14 protein-coding genes are annotated in these 14,837 nt (G+C 71.3%); 9 read left to right on the top strand and 5 right to left on the bottom strand.

The genetic code is table 11. The annotated features are described in order from the left end of the window. Positions 1–364: 364 nt before the first annotated feature. Entirely contained in the window at positions 365–1,015 is a 651-nt protein-coding gene (locus tag ACFOYY_RS09345; protein WP_362913362.1) for a lysophospholipid acyltransferase family protein, read from the top strand. 74 nt (positions 1,016–1,089) lie between these two features. After that, positions 1,090–2,718: a penicillin-binding transpeptidase domain-containing protein gene (locus ACFOYY_RS09340; protein WP_386189331.1), complete on the top strand. Its 1,629-nt coding sequence runs from the start codon at positions 1,090–1,092 to the stop codon at positions 2,716–2,718. 34 nt (positions 2,719–2,752) lie between these two features. Here the strand turns inward: ACFOYY_RS09340 and ACFOYY_RS09335 are convergent, their stop codons facing one another. Next, a complete protein-coding gene (locus ACFOYY_RS09335; protein WP_362913366.1) occupies positions 2,753–3,034 on the bottom strand; it encodes a DUF3040 domain-containing protein in 282 nt (93 codons plus the stop codon). A gap of 388 nt (positions 3,035–3,422) precedes the next feature. Between ACFOYY_RS09335 and ACFOYY_RS09330 the strand changes: the two genes are divergently transcribed. The 4 genes from ACFOYY_RS09330 to ACFOYY_RS09315 are packed head-to-tail and all read left to right on the top strand — an operon-like array spanning position 3,423 to position 6,808. Beyond that, positions 3,423–3,602, top strand: a complete 180-nt coding sequence (locus ACFOYY_RS09330; RefSeq protein WP_362781376.1) for a ribbon-helix-helix domain-containing protein — start codon at positions 3,423–3,425, stop codon at positions 3,600–3,602. 2 nt (positions 3,603–3,604) lie between these two features. Further along, positions 3,605–3,949 (top strand): VOC family protein, encoded by a 345-nt coding sequence (locus ACFOYY_RS09325; protein WP_362781374.1) that lies wholly within the window; start codon positions 3,605–3,607, stop codon positions 3,947–3,949. Positions 3,950–3,966: 17 nt separating this feature from the next. Continuing rightward, the gene (locus ACFOYY_RS09320) at positions 3,967–5,571 is read left to right on the top strand and encodes a DHA2 family efflux MFS transporter permease subunit (RefSeq protein ID WP_386189328.1); all 1,605 of its coding nucleotides are present in this window, start codon (positions 3,967–3,969) and stop codon (positions 5,569–5,571) included. A 28-nt stretch (positions 5,572–5,599) separates the two neighbouring features. Further along, positions 5,600–6,808, top strand: coding sequence for an MFS transporter (locus ACFOYY_RS09315; RefSeq protein WP_386189326.1), 1,209 nt, complete (start codon positions 5,600–5,602; stop codon positions 6,806–6,808). Positions 6,809–6,914: 106 nt separating this feature from the next. On the opposite strand, the gene ACFOYY_RS09310 is transcribed toward ACFOYY_RS09315, so the two are convergent. Further along, positions 6,915–7,802 (bottom strand): SGNH/GDSL hydrolase family protein, encoded by an 888-nt coding sequence (locus tag ACFOYY_RS09310; RefSeq protein WP_386189324.1) that lies wholly within the window; start codon positions 7,800–7,802, stop codon positions 6,915–6,917. A 167-nt stretch (positions 7,803–7,969) separates the two neighbouring features. Here ACFOYY_RS09310 and ACFOYY_RS09305 point away from each other — a divergent pair, with 167 nt between their 5' ends. Then, a complete protein-coding gene (locus tag ACFOYY_RS09305; RefSeq protein ID WP_386189322.1) occupies positions 7,970–9,199 on the top strand; it encodes an isochorismate synthase in 1,230 nt (409 codons plus the stop codon). A 15-nt stretch (positions 9,200–9,214) separates the two neighbouring features. Here the strand turns inward: ACFOYY_RS09305 and ACFOYY_RS09300 are convergent, their stop codons facing one another. Next, on the bottom strand, positions 9,215–9,841 hold the full coding sequence (locus tag ACFOYY_RS09300) for a YigZ family protein (protein ID WP_386189320.1): 627 nt from the start codon (positions 9,839–9,841) through the stop codon (positions 9,215–9,217). Positions 9,842–10,268: 427 nt separating this feature from the next. Between ACFOYY_RS09300 and ACFOYY_RS09295 the strand changes: the two genes are divergently transcribed. Beyond that, on the top strand, positions 10,269–11,933 hold the full coding sequence (locus ACFOYY_RS09295) for a penicillin-binding transpeptidase domain-containing protein (RefSeq protein WP_386189318.1): 1,665 nt from the start codon (positions 10,269–10,271) through the stop codon (positions 11,931–11,933). A gap of 56 nt (positions 11,934–11,989) precedes the next feature. Further along, on the top strand, positions 11,990–13,951 hold the full coding sequence (locus ACFOYY_RS09290; protein ID WP_386189316.1) for a DUF6596 domain-containing protein: 1,962 nt from the start codon (positions 11,990–11,992) through the stop codon (positions 13,949–13,951). Positions 13,952–13,962: 11 nt separating this feature from the next. On the opposite strand, the gene ACFOYY_RS09285 is transcribed toward ACFOYY_RS09290, so the two are convergent. Further along, positions 13,963–14,331 (bottom strand): nuclear transport factor 2 family protein, encoded by a 369-nt coding sequence (locus ACFOYY_RS09285; protein ID WP_352012529.1) that lies wholly within the window; start codon positions 14,329–14,331, stop codon positions 13,963–13,965. Between the two features lie 48 nt (positions 14,332–14,379). Then, a complete protein-coding gene (locus ACFOYY_RS09280; RefSeq protein ID WP_352012530.1) occupies positions 14,380–14,832 on the bottom strand; it encodes a MarR family winged helix-turn-helix transcriptional regulator in 453 nt (150 codons plus the stop codon). Positions 14,833–14,837 lie beyond the last annotated feature (5 nt).

Genomic DNA, 14,837 nt, shown 5'->3' with positions numbered 1-14,837 from the left:
CGCGCCGCATCGGAGCTGACACACCGGGCCCGTTACGGAATAACCACCGTCCGGCGTCCGTTAGAGTGATCGTGCCGATGTGGTTTGTGTCCCCCGGGCCGCAAATTACCGCCTTCACGGAATACCGTTCGGCTGGAGCCGTGTTGTGCCTCTCGCCGAGGAGGCGACCGCCACATCGGCTCAAACGTTGCGCCCCGTGGGAGTCCGCTCCCACGGGGCGTTCGTTTTGCGGTTTCCTCTCGTGGGAGGCCTCCGGCTTTGGAGGGAGGCTACAAACATGAAGACGCCGCCTGTTCGGGTGCACACACCAGCGGGACGCCGGGACACCGCCTAGTGTGGTGATCCCATCTGATGAGGAGAGCCCGTGCTCTATCGCCTGACCAAGATCGTCAGCGCTCCTTTCCTGCACCTGATGTGGCCGACCACGGTCACCGGGGCCGAACACGTGCCGGACACGGGACCGGCGATTCTGGCCTCCAACCACCTGTCCGTGGTGGACTCCACCTTCCTGCCGCTGGTACTGCCCCGCCAGGTGCGTTTCGTCGCCAAGGCCGAGTACTTCACCGGCAACCCCGTCACCGCCGCCTGGATGCGGGCCACCGGGCAGCTCCCCATCGACCGGCAGAGCCCGACCGCAGCCCAGGACATGCTGGACGCCGCCGCCAAGGTGCTCAAGGACGGCGAGCTCTTCGGCATCTACCCCGAGGGCACCCGTTCCCCCGACGGCCGTCTCTACCGCGGCAAGATCGGAGTCGCCTGGCTCGCCCTGGCCACCGGTGCCCCGGTCATCCCGGTGGCGATGAAGGGCACGGACAAGGTCCTGCCGATCGGCACCGGCGTGCCCAGGTTCGGCAGGGTCGGCATCCGGATCGGAGCGCCCCTGACCTTCACCGGTTCGCACACCGACGCCCGTGACCGCCGCCGGGTGACCGATGAGATCATGGACGCGATCCACGCGCTGTCCGGCCAGGAGCGTGCCCCGGGATACGCCCCCAGCCGCAGTAAGGACAATTGACTATTTGTCGTCACAATTCGGGGCGTTCACGCTAGGCTGCGACCTTCGGGCACGGACAACTGGGGGGTAGCCAAGTGCCGAAGGGCAGGACGATCGCGATCACGTCGGCAGCCGTCGTACTCACCGCGGGGGCGGCGGGTGCCGGGGCCTGGTGGTTCCTGCACACCAGAGGCACCCCCCAGGAGACCGCGCAGCGATTCGTGACCGCCTGGCAGACGGGCGACCTCGCCGCCATGCGCGCCGAGACGGGCACCCCCGCCCCGGCGCTCGCCAAGACCTACGAGGACATGCGCAGGAACCTCGCGGTCGAGTCGGTCTCCATCCGCCTCGGCTCCGTCCGCGAGACCGGCGACGGCACCGGGGAGGCCGCCTACACCGCGACCCTGCGCCTGCGCGACATCGGCCAGTGGGACTACACCGGCACCCTCCCCCTGGCGGTCGTCGACCGCAACTGGCGGGTCAAGTGGTCCCCCGCCGCCTTCCACCCCCGCCTGGCCGACGGCTCCGCCTTCGCCCTGAAGACCAAGTGGCCACAGCGCGCCCGGATCACCGCCGCGGGCGGCGAACGCATCGACACCGGCGACGCCGGCGGCTCGGTCCAGCAACTCGTCGGCTACCTCGACAAGGCGACCGACAAGGACGTCAAAACCCTCGGCGCGCCGTACAAGGCGGGCGACCCGATCGGCAGGGGCGGGCTGCAGCAGACCTTTCAGCGGAGCCTGGCGGGCGCCCCCGCCACCGAGATTCAGATCGTCGGACCCGGCAAGACCGCCAAGACCCTCGACACGATCGAGGGACACGACGGCCAGGAGGTGAAGACCAGCCTCGACCTGCGGGTCCAGCGCGCCGCGGCCGACGCCGTACGCGACCTCAAGCAGACCGCGTCACTGGTGGCGGTCAAACCCTCCTCCGGCGAGATCCTCGCCGTGGTCAACAACCAGGGCGGCTTCAACCGCGCCCTCGACGGCAACTACCCGCCCGGCTCCACCTTCAAGGCCGTCACCGCCGTCGGACTGCTCGCCTCGGGAATGACCCCCGGCGAGGACGTCACCTGCCCCAAGGACGTCACCGTCGGCGGCCTGCCCATCCGCAACTCCCACCACGCGGGCTACGGGGCGGTCACCCTCTCCGACGCCTTCGCCTACTCCTGCAACACCACCTTCGCCCCCCTCACCAAGGAGCGGCTCGGCGCCGACAAACTGCTGCGGGCCGCGGAGCTGTTCGGCTTCAACAAACCGCTCACCATCGGCGTCCCCGCGACCAAGGGAAGCTTCCCCAGGGCGCAGAGCGACGCCGAACTCGCCGCCGAGTCCTTCGGCCAGGGCCGCATCACCGCCAGCCCCCTGGTGATGGCCTCCGCCGCCGCGGCCCTGGCCGACGGCACCTGGCGGCCGCCCACCCTGGTCCCCGCGCTCAAGCAGAAGGCCGAACCCCGGGAACTGCCCTCCGGAGTCCTGCAGGACATGCACAAGATGATGTCCGCGGTCGTCACCAAGGGAACGGCCAAGGACGCCGGCCTGCCCGCGGGCACCCGCGGCAAGACCGGAACCGCCGAGTACGGCCCGCAGGACGACCTCAAGACCCACGCCTGGTTCATGGGCTTCCGCGGCGACCTGGCCTTCGCGGTGATCGTCGAGGAGGGCACCGGAGGCGGAGCGGTCGCGGCCCCGGTGGCGGCGGCCTTCCTGCGCGCGCTGGGCTGAGGCTCCCCGCTCCCCGCCCGAGCCCGCCGGGTCCTCAGAGAGGGAGCGCCGCCGCGGCCTCGTGACGCAACACCAGGACGAGCAGCATGGCGATCAGGATCGCGATCAGCATCCAGCTGACCACGATGACGACCGTCGTCCCGCGCGGACCCCTGGCCGGGCCGCCCTCCCCGCGCACACGGCGCCTGCGGCGGCCCTCCTGACGCTGGACACGCTCGTTGAACGACTCCAGCCGAGCTGCCAAGCGTGGGTCCTCGTCGGTGAGGTGACGCTCGATCTGCAGCAGCATTCGCTCCTCGTCTTGCGACCAGGCCATGCCGTACCTCCCCGGGACGCAAGGCGTGTGCCGGTTTCCTGCCCAATCATGAAGATCGTTATCCATTTACATGGCGGCGATTTACCGCTTCTTTCCGCCCCTGCCACCTGTGTTCCCCGCGGCCTGCGACGTGGGCGAACGCTCTCCCGCAGCGGTTCTTTCCGTGACCCGGCGGCCGCCTTCCGCCGGCCCCGGCAAACCACCGGGCGGAGTCGACGACCGCACGGACGTATGACGCTCCTGTTTTCCGTGAACAGATCCTCGCGGCCCGCCTCACCACCGCGATCACGACCGGCGCACCGGCCACAACCCCGCCTCACCCGCGCGCGCGGCGGGGCCACGGAAACGGCCATGCGATCTAGCTTGCTAGGATGCTAGCATCGGCGTCATGGGTGACGCGGAAGTCAAGCAGTTCAACGTGTACCTCCCGACAGGGCTGATCAGACAGGTCAAGCACCACGCGATCGAGCAGGGCATGTCCCTGTCCGCGCTGGTCGCCGACGCCCTGCGCGCCTACCTCGACGACGCCCCCGGGCAACAACGGCAATCACCACACAAGGAGTCATGACAATGACGACCCAAGGACTCGAGGCGGTGTTCCTGGAGACCCACAACTGGGGAAGAACCGCGAGGTTCCTCCAGGCACTGGGTTTCGAACTGGAGATCTCCACCGGCGACGGCTCCGGCGTCTTCCGCAACGGCGAAGGCCCCTATCTCGTCACCGTCGAAATCCCCGAGAACCGCGAACCCCGAGTACAGCTCGCCCTGAAGGTGGCCGACGAGAACCTCTTCCACACCGACCCGGCCGTCGAAGTGGTCACCCCGTTCGAGGACACCCACTACGGGACCCGGGAGATGACCGTCCGCGACCCCGACGGGCGGCTGTGGAGCCTGCAGGCCCCCGCCAAGAGCTGACAGCCCAGGAGCCACGGATGAGCAGATGGCGCGGCGACCCATGGGCGGTACTGCTGACCCTCAGCCTCGGATTCTTCATGACGCTGCTGGACATCACCGTCGTCAACGTCGCCATCCCCAGCATGATCGGCGAACTGCACGCGTCACTCGACGAGATGCTGTGGGTGATCAACGTCTACGTCCTCGTCCTCGCCGCGCTGCTGATCACCTCCGGGCGCCTGGGCGACGTGCGCGGGCCACGCACCATGTTCGTCGCAGGCGTCGCACTGTTCACCGTGGCGTCCGTACTCTGCGGACTCGCCCAGGACCCGGCCCAGCTCATCACCGCCCGCGCCGTACAGGGGCTGGGCGCCGCGGCGCTGGTGCCGCAGACGATGACCATCATCATCGGCACGTTCCCGGCCGAGCGCCGCGGCGCGGCACTCGGCGTCTGGGGCGCGGTCGCCGGCGTGGCCACCATCGCAGGCCCCACCCTCGGCGGACTCCTCGTCAGCACGACCGACTGGCGCTGGATCTTCTTCGTGAACGTCCCGATCGGCGCCGTCGTCCTCGCGATGGCCCTCACCCTCGTTCCCGACACCCGGCACGGCTCCCACCTCAGACTGGACATGCCGGGCGTCACACTCGCCACGGCCACACTGTTCTGCCTGACCTTCGCCCTCACCGAAGGCGAACGATACGACTGGGGCACCGCAATCCAGGCGTTGCTGGGCGGCGCCGCGCTGTCACTGGCGGCGTTCCTGATCCACCAGCGCAGCCGGCAGGGCGACGAACCACTGCTGCCCTTCGCGCTCTTCCGCGACCGCGGCTACGCCGTCATGAGCTTCGTGTCCGCGACCGTCCAGGTCGGCATGATCGGCCTGTTCCTGCCGGTGATGATCTACCTGCAGTCGGTGCTGCACCTCAGCGCCTTCACGGCCGGCCTGGTGATGGCGCCGGCGATGATGGTATCGGCACTCCTGTCACCGCTCGCCGGCCGGATGTCGGACCGGATCGGCGGCACATACATCCTGATGGGCGGCCTGACCCTGTTCGCGGCCGGCCTGACCTGGCTCGCCTGGGTCACCGACGTCGGCCGTACAGGATGGGAGTTCCAACCCGCCCTGATCATGACCGGGGCCGGCATCGGCTGCGTGTTCGGCCCGATGGTCACGGTCGCCCTGCGCAACGTGGAACCCGGACTGGCCGGAGCCGCCTCCGGGGTGCTGAACACCATCCGGCAGATCGGCACGATCTGCGGCAGCGCCGCGGTCGGCGCCGTACTGCAGAACCGCCTCGCCGCCTCACTCCACACCGAGGCCGCCCAACAGGCCGCCGACCTTCCCGCCGGCATCCGCGACCGGTTCCTGACCGGCTTCGACAACGCCGCAGAAAGCGGCCTGGAAGCCGGCGCCGCACTGAGGCCGCCCCCGGGAACACCGGCGGACCTCGCCGAACACATTCACCGGACGGCGGAGTCGGTGTTCGAGCACGGATTCGTCCACGCGATGCGGCCGACCCTGGCACTGCCCATCGCCGTGATCGCACTCGGCGCCCTCTCCTGCGTCCTGATGCGACGCCGCCGCCCACCCGGCCACCGGCCCGGCGTCCCCGAAACCACCGGCGGCCAGACGGCCAACTGAAGCGATCGCCACGACATAATGCGGCAGAGTGACTTCCCCCCAGACAAGCCTCAAAGGCCACGCCGACTTCCAACGGCTCTGGACGGGCCTGGCCATCAGCCAACTCGGATCGGCCGTCGGCATGGTGGCACTGCCCGTCGTCGCCGTAACCGTCGTCGAAGCCTCGACCTTCCAGGTCGCGCTGCTGTCGGCACTGACCGCGATCACCACCGCACTGCTGGCGTTTCCCCTCGGCGACCACATCGAGTTCAGATACAAACGCCCAGTGATGATCACAGCCGACGTCATCAGATTCGCCTGCCTGGCGAGCGTCCCGATCGCGGCGGTCACGGGCCTTCTCACCTTCGTGCAACTGGGCGTGATCGCCGTGATCAACGCCGCGTGCCAGATCGCGTTCACCGCCGCCGCCCAGGCCCACCTCAAAGCGCTGGTCTCGGCACAACAGCTGATCGAGGCCAACAGCCGCCTTGAGTCGACACGCTGGCTCGGCGTCTCGGCCGGCCCCTCGCTGGGCGGCGCCCTCATCGGCTTCCTCACCGCGGCCGGCTCCCTGGCCGTCGACGCCCTGTCCTTCCTGGTCAGCGCGGCAGCGGTCAAGACCCTGCGCGCCCCGGAGCCGGCCCCGCCCACGCGCGACGAACGCTCGTCACGACGCGCGGAACTGTTCGCCGGATGGCGCTTCGCCTGGGGACACCCGACGCTCCGGCCGATCCTGATCAGCTGGGTGACCTTCGCCGGCGCCAGCTCGATGGCGGCCTCGGTGAGCGCCGTGTTCTACCTGCGCGACCTGCGCTTCGACGCCTGGCAGTACGGACTGCTGATGGGAGTGCCGTCACTGGGCGGGTTCCTCGGCGCCAGACTCGCACCGAAACTCGTGACCCGGCTGGGAGCCGTACGCGCCCTGTGGTGGGCCGGCATGCTGCGCGGCCCCTGGTATCTCCTCATCCCGGCGGCGCTCCCCGGCACACTCGGACTGCTGATGTGCGGCTTCGGGTTCGGCATGGTCCTGCTGTTCGCCGGTACGGCGAACTCCACCATGGCCGGATACCGGCAGGCGCAGACCCCTGACCACCTGATGGCCCGCGTGGCCACCCTGTGGTCGTTCGCCACGACGGTCACCCAGCCCCTGTTCATCCTCCTCGGCGGCCTCACCGCGACCTGGACCGGCACCCGCACATCACTCTTCGTCGCCGCGGGCGTGATGTGCGCGTCCGCCGTACTGCTGCCTCGCAGATGAGGCCCCGGCAGGCCCTTCACGTCCTCGCTGAGGGGGTTGGCCTCGTCTCTGTTCGTAATTTTCCCCTGCCAGGCGCCTTTACAATGTAGATTTTTCCTTCGTCCGATCAAGGCTGAAGCTCCGGCCGCTCGAACCAGTCACGGACCACCGGGTAGGTCCGCTGCGCGATCAGCCGCTGCCCCGCCGCGTTCGGGTGGAAGAAGTCCCACTTGCTGACCTGGTCCAGGGTGAACGGGCAGTCGAACAGGGCGTTGCCGTCGAACCTGCAGGCCGGGCCGTACGCCGCGCAGACCCTGGCCAGGGCGGCGTTGTAGGCGGCCACCCGGGCACGCACCCGGTCACGGCGGGCCCGGTCGGCCGGGGCGTCGGAGGACGCCTTGGCCAGCATCGTGGGACAGATCCTGCCGACCGCCCAGAAACCACGCGCCACCAGGTTGTCCCTGCCGACCCGCCACAACCGCTTCAGATCGGGCACACTCGCCAGGAACACCCTGCCGCCGGGCCTGGACCGCTTGAAAGCGGCCAGCGCCCCGGCCACCCGCCGCTCGTAGACGGAGACCGGGGTCATCAGCCGCTCCTGCTCGGCGCAGGCGTCCTGCGCGCCGACCAGCACCGTCACATAGTCGGCCCGCCGCGCGACCGCCTGGCCGACCTGGGCGGCCAGGCCCGCGCTGGTCGTTCCCGGCACCGCGAGGTTCACCTCGCTCCCGAGCGCGGGCCCCGCGTTCAGGTCGAGCAGGCGCATGTAGTGACTCTGGACACCCACGTCGTCGCCGGTCGACCAGGACCGGGAACGGCAGGAGACGTACCAGCCGCAGGCGTTGAAGCCCGCACTGATCGAGTCACCGAGCGCCGCGACCACCGCGGGACGCCACGGCCCCCGCGCGTCGGAGGCCGAGGACGAGACCGCGGGTGAGGCCTCAGCCGGGTAGGCGGCCCACGGGGCCGTGAACGCCGCCGCCGCCGTGAGCACCATCACAGTCCTGCCGGGCATGACACCTCCGCCTGAGAGATCACCAGTGCTTCGGATGTATCACCGCAGGACACCGGGCCGCCCGTCGCCGACCGGCCGCTTTCGGATTTCTTGACGGAGCACGGCGCCCCGGCCGGGCGAGGGACCGGGCTCCGGACGCGGCCGGAGCGCGGAATAGAGTGTTCCGGGTGAGTGTCGCGCTCGGACTGACCCGCCCCCTCGTGGTGAGAACCACCCCCGTCGACGACCCCGTCGATCTGCTCTCCCGGCTCCCCGAGGCCGCGCCGTACGCCTGGATCAGGCGCGGCGAAGGCCTGGTCGCCTGGGGAGAGGCCGCGCGGGCCGAGATTCCCCCCGGTCCCGGACGGTTCGGCTGGGCCCGCGACTGGCTGGCGGCGACCCTCGGCGAGGCCCATGTGGACGACGGTGTCGGCGTCCCCGGCTCGGGACCGGTCGCCTTCGGCTCCTTCACCTTCGACGAGGACTCCCCCGGCTCCGTCCTCGTCGTCCCCAGGATCGTCCTGGCCCGCCGTGCGGGCCGCGCCTGGCTGACCACCGTCGGCGGGCAACCGCTCGACCTGGTCACGGCACCGCGCGACCCCGGCAGGATCCGCTACGGCGACGGCAGCCTGACCGCCCCCGAGTGGGAGCACGCCGTGGCCAGGGCCGTGGCGCGGATCAGGTCCGGCCGTCTGGAGAAAGCCGTGCTCGCCCGCGACCTGACCGCCGTCGCGGAACGGGCGATCGACGTGCGTGTGCTGCTGGCCCGCCTGACCGGCCGCTACCCGGACTGCTACGCCTTCTCCTGCGACGGGCTGGTCGGCGCGACCCCCGAACTGCTGGTCAGGCGCACCGGCGAGACCGTCGAGTCACTGGTGCTCGCGGGCACGACCCCGCGGGGTGCCGACGAGACCGACGACAGACGGCGCGGCGCCGCGCTGCGCGCCTCGGGCAAGGACCGTCACGAGCACGCCTGCGCCGTCGACTCCGTCCGGGCCGCCCTGTCCCCGCTCTGCTCGGAGCTGAACGTGCCCGCCGAACCCGAACTGCTGGTGCTGCCGAACGTCCAGCATCTGGCGAGCCCGGTGACCGGCCGCCTTTCGGCGGGCGCCTCGGTGCTGGACGTGGTCGCCGCCATGCACCCGACGGCCGCCGTCGGCGGCACGCCGACACGCACGGCCCTGGAGGTCATCCGCGAGCTTGAGGGCATGGACCGGGGCGGTTACGCGGGCCCGGTCGGCTGGATCGACGCCCGGGGCGACGGAGAGTGGGGCATCGCGCTGCGGTGCGCGCGCGTCGACGGCTCCCGCGCCCGCCTGTTCGCCGGCTGCGGCATCATGGGCGACTCCGTCCCGGCCGCCGAACTGGCCGAGGCCCAGGCCAAGTTCCGGGTGATGCAGTACGCCCTGGAGGGCTGACCACCCGGGCCGGGGTCAGGCCCGCAGGTGGATCGCCTCACCCCGCTCGACCTCGGCGCCGCCCGAGGTCAGGGTGGCGACCCAGTCGGGGAAGGCCGCCAGGTCGCGCTCGCGCACCGCGACCTGGAAGGAGACCTCCGCGCCGTAACCGACCTGCCTGACCTCGTACGGCGAGGCGCGCAGGTCGTTCTCCAGGCGCCCGGCGCGGACGTGGTCGACGGTCACCGTCATCACCCTCGCCGGGACCATCTCGGCCAGCGGCGCCAGGTCCAGGGTCTTGCCGACCGCGGAGCCGTACGCCCTGACCAGGCCGCCCGCCCCCAGTTTCACCCCGCCGAAGTAACGGGTGACCACCGCGACCACGTCGCCCATCCCCCTGCGCAGCAGCGTCTCCAGCATCGGGGTGCCCGCGGTGCCGCCGGGCTCGCCGTCGTCGTCGGCCCTGCGGGCGCCCAGCTCTCCCCCGACCGCGTAGGCCGAGCAGTTGTGGGTCGCGTCGGCGTACAGCCCCTTACGGGCCGCGACGAAGGCGCGCGCCTCCTCCTCCGAGCGGACGGGGGCGAGAGCGCAGATGAACCGTGACCGCTTGATCTCGGTCTCGTGCTCGGTGACGCCCTCCGGGGTCAGGTACGGCTGGGCCATTTCTCCAGGCTACTCGCCTTTACAAAGTAGATTCACGGCGCCCCGGGCTTGACCGGCTCGCTACGGGCCCGACGGCCGGCTCGAAGCCCGAGAGGCCCGAGAGCGTGCCGGCCCCGGCACGGACGGTCGCGCCACCCGGGCCCGGTGCGGGAGCCCCGCTTGTCGGGTTCCCGATTTTCGCGCGTCTTTCCGCGAACCGGGAAAACCCATCTCTTACTAGCAGATGTCTGAATTTCTGGAGAAAGCTTGATGTAAGGGAATTCGGTCGCGTATCCCATCTGTTTCATCCACGGCGATATTCAGCACGTCCCAGGATTATGGATTTCACACTATATGGTGCACAATCAGGGACGCGCAGCCGTACGGACGATGGACGAGACCGTTTCCGGACGTTCGCGTGCCCCCGTCGAGACCTCCGGAGGAGGACATGCGCGGCCGGTTGGTTCTCGCCCTGATCGCCCTGGCGCTCGCGATCGCCGGGTTCGGCGTGTACGGGGCTTTGATCGTCACGGACGGCGGTTCCACCTCGCCCACACCGACTCCGAGGGCCGCCGGAACCTTCGTCTTCGAGCCGGCCGAGACCCCCGCGCCCGAAACGTCGCCCCCGGTGTCCCCCGCTCCGTCGTCGCCTCCGCCCGTCGCGCCCCCTGCCGCCGTCCAGGCCACCACCCAGGCCACCGTTCAGGCAGGGGATCCGCAGGAGGTCGCGGTGAGGTACCTCGCCGCCTGGCAGGCCGGGGACCTGGCCGCGATGGCCGGCCTCGTCTCGGCTCCCCCCGCCGACTTCGCCGAACGGCACCGCCGCTTCGACGCCGAACTGCGGATCACCGCGCCGCCGTCCCTGACCCCGCAGACACCGCGGCGGCGCAGCGCGCTCGAAGCCGAGGTGCCCTTCCAGGGGGTACGGCAGATCACCGGCCTCGGGCCGTGGCCGTTCTCCTCCGTGCTGCACCTGGTACGGCACGCCGGCCAGTGGCGCGTCCGCTGGACCCCGCAGACGATGCACCCCTCGCTCGGCGAGGGAAGGAGCCTGCGGCTCACCGAGACCAAGGTCAGGCGACCGGCCACGCTCACCCGCGAGGGCCTGCAGTTCCCCTCCGGCAGCAGGGCGGGTGACTACTTCACCGGGCTGGAGGGCACCACGACCGAGCTGAAGCTGCGGGAGCTCCCCTCGGGACGGGTACTGCTGGCCTCCCCCTCCAAAGGGGGTGAGGCCACCCGCACCACGATCTCCCAGGACGTGCAGAGCGCCGCGGCCCACGCCCTGGACGGCCTGCAGGCGCCCGCCGCCCTCGTGGCGATCGACCTGCGCACCCGCCAGGTGCGGGCGGTGGCCGACACCCTGGGCGGCAAGGGCGCCTTCAACGGCCTCTACCCGCCCGGCTCGACGTTCAAGGTGGTGACCGCCGCCGCGCTGCTGCGCACCGGGCTGACCTCCCGGTCCCCGGTCCCCTGCCCCGCCGCCTACACCATCCCCAACGCCAGGCGCTTCACGAACGCCGAACCGGCCGACCGCGGCGTCCTCCCCCTCACCACGGCCTTCGCGCTGTCCTGCAACACCACCTTCGTCCAGCAGTCCTACGAACGGCTGCGGGACGGCGGCCTGCGGGCCGAGGCCGCCGACCGGTTCGGCTTCAGGGAGAAGCCAGGCCTCAGCTCCTGCCGGATCAGGCCGCACACCGACCTGAACGAGCTCGGCTCCGACGCCATCGGGCAGAACTCGGTGCAGGCCAGCCCGCTGTGCATGGCCGAGGTCGCCGCGGCCGCCGCGACCGGCGTGTGGAAACCGGCGGTCATGACCGAACGACCCCCGGCCGACTCACCGCCCGAGGTGCCGATCGGAGACGAGGTGGCCGCGCAACTGCGGGACATGATGGGCGCCGTCGTCACCCAGGGCACCGCCGCGGCGGCGGGCCTGCCCCCCGGCACCGCGGGCAAGACCGGCACCGCCGAGGTCGCCGGAGGCCACTCCCACGCCTGGTTCATCGGCTACCGCGGCTCCCTGGCCTTCGCGGCCTTCGTCCAGAACGGCGGCAGCGGCGGAGCGACGGCCGCCCCGGTCGCGGCCCGCTTCCTGAACGCCCTGCGGTAGCCCTCCAGCGCTTCGCCGGTTTGCGAGCCGAGGTGACGGATGCTGTCATCGATGCCGTGACGGACGTCCATCGCACGGTCGGCGCGGTCTGGAAACTCGAATCGGCGAAGATCGTCGCCGGTCTCACCAGGCTGGTGCACGACGTCGGCCTGGCCGAGGAACTGGCCCAGGACGCGCTCGTCTCCGCGCTCGAACAGTGGCCGGACTCCGGTGTCCCCGACAACCCGGGCGCCTGGCTGACGGCCGTCGCCAAACGCCGGGCCGTCGACCACATCCGGCGCGCGCGGCGCCTCGAACTCGGTGACGAACGCCTCACCCGGGAGGCGGACCAGCCGCCGGACCCCGAGCGGGACCCCGGACAGGACGACGTGCTGCGGCTGATGTTCGTCTCCTGCCACCCGATCCTGGCGACCGAGGCTCGGGTGGCGCTGACCCTGCGGCTCGTCGGCGGCCTGACGACCGCGGAGATCGCCCGGGCCTTCCTGACCGACGAGCGGTCGATCGCCCGCCGTGTCGCCGAGGCCAAAGGTGTCCTCGCCGAGGCGCGGGTGCCGTTCGAGCTGCCGCGGGGCCCCGAGCTGGCCGGGCGGCTGGCCTCGGTGCTGGAGGTCATCTACCTGATCTTCAACGAGGGATACTCGGCGACCTCGGGGGACGACCTGACGCGTCCCGCGCTCTGCCTTGAGGCGCTGCGCCTGGGCAGGCTGCTGGCCGGGCTGGCGCCGTACGAGGCGGAGGTGCACGGGCTGGTCGCGCTGATGGAGATCCAGGCCTCCCGCGAGGCGGCGCGTACCGGTCCCTCCGGTGAGCCCGTCCAGCTGCACGAGCAGAACCGGGGGCGCTGGGACCGGTTGCTCATCCACCGTGGCTTCGCCGCGATGCTACGGGCCAGGCAGGCGGGCGGCACGCCGGGGCCGTACGTGCTGCAGGCCGCGATCGCCGTGTGCCACGCGCAGGCGGCGAGCGCCGAGGAGACCGACTGGGCGCGGATCGCGAGCCTGTACGAGGCACTGGCCCTGCTGCTGCCCACCCCGGTCGTGCGGCTCAACCAGGCCGTGGCGGTGGGGATGGCCCACGGCCCGCAGGCCGGGCTCGACCTGGTCGAGTCGCTCACCGGGGATCCCGCGCTGCGCGACTACCACCTCCTGCCCGGGGTGAGGGGCGATCTGCTGGCCAGGCTGGGACGGTACGAGGAGGCGCGGCTGGAGTTCGAGCGGGCCGCCCTTCTCACCGGCAACGCCGCCGAACGGGACTTCCTGCTCCGCCGGGCGGAGGGGTTCGCGCTCCCCCACGTGGCCGGGCCCACGCTCGGCCAGGCCGTACGGGGCTTCCTGGCGCGTGAGGACCTGGACGCGGGAACTTCGCGCTCCTACGGGCAGACGCTGCGGCGGCTGTGCCTGGCCCTGGGCGAGCGCGCCCCGCTCACCTCGATGACCCCGGAACGCGTGGCGCGGGTGTTCGAGACGGCCTGGGGCGGTTCCGCCGCCAGGACGTGGAACCGGCACCGCTCCGCCGTCCGCTCCTTCTGTGCCTGGGCCTCGCTGGAGGACCTGTCCGCCCGCCTCGACCGGCGCGCCGAGACCGGCCCGCCCGCCGAGATGATCGACCCGGCGCTGCTGGCGGCGCTCTGGGAGTGCGACGACCTGCCCGTGCGGGAGCTGGCCCTGTGGCGGCTGCTGCACGAGTCGGCCGCCGGAGTGCGGGCCGTGCTGTCGCTGAACGTCGAGGACCTGGACCTGGAGGATCGCCGGGCGCTCTCGGGCGGCGTCTGGATCGGCTGGCGCTCGGGGACGGCTCGGCTGCTGCCCCGCCTGGTGGCCGGCCGGGCCCGCGGCCCGCTGTTCCTCGCCGACCGCAGACCCGGGCCGTCCCGGCGGCCCGTCCCGGCGGATCTGTGCCCGGAGACGGGGCGCGGGCGGCTTTCCTACGAACGGGCCGAGTATCTCTTCAAGCGGGCGACCCGGTCACTCGACCCCTCGGGCGAGGGCTACACGCTGCGCCGGCTCAGGCCCCGGTGACCTGGGCGGAGTCAGAGCGTGTTCTCGTGCAGGTGCACGATGCGCCACTCGTCTCCGGAGCGCCGCAGCACGGCGGTGGTCCGCACGATCTCCGGGGCCCCCTGAGCGAAGTCCACGCGCAGCAGGTATCTGGCCAGCGCCGTGTCGCCCCACACGTCGACGACCTCGTCGTGGGCCCGTAGCCCCGTCTCGGCGGGACCGTCCTGCGGGCGGGCGTCACGGACCTTGTCCAGTTGCTCCCTGCTGGTGATCAGCACCTGCTCCGCCGAGTCCCAGATGGTCGCCTCGGGATGCAGCAGCCGGTCGATCCCCGGCCGGTCACCGCGCAGGTAGGCCTCGTACATCGCGGTGATGACCGCCCAGACGGCCTCGTGCGCCACTGCTTCCCCTCTTTCGTTGCACAGGCCTTGGCCCTTTACAAAGTAGATTCACTGACTGGCCGTGGCCGGGCCGCCGAGGTTGCCGAGCATCCGCTGCAGCAGCGCCAGCAGCTGCTCGACCTCATCGTCGGAGAAGCCCTCCAGGAGCCTGTGGGCGATGTGCCGGAAGACCGGCATCAGGCGGGGAACCAGCTCCCGCCCCTCCCCGGTGAGCTCGATGACGACGGACCTGCGGTCGCCCAGACGGGGGCTCCGCAGGATGAGGCCCTTGGCCTCCAGACGGTCGAGCAGCCTGGTCATGCCAGCGGTGTCGGTGCCGAGCTGCGCGGCGAGCTGGTTCGGGCTGCTCTCGTGCCGCGCGGCGTGCAGCAGGACGGCGGCCTGCTGGGTGGTGACGTCGAAGGGCGTCAGCTGGGCCTCGGTCGCCGCGCGCAGATCACGGCCGACCTGGCTGACCAGGGAGCCCCCGCCGAGCACGAGCCGCATGTGCCGGGGTTCCATGCGGT

Source organism: Streptosporangium jomthongense (assembly GCF_042650425.1).
In the GTDB taxonomy this organism is placed as follows: domain Bacteria; phylum Actinomycetota; class Actinomycetes; order Streptosporangiales; family Streptosporangiaceae; genus Streptosporangium.
This window is presented reverse-complemented; position numbering and strand designations above follow the sequence as displayed.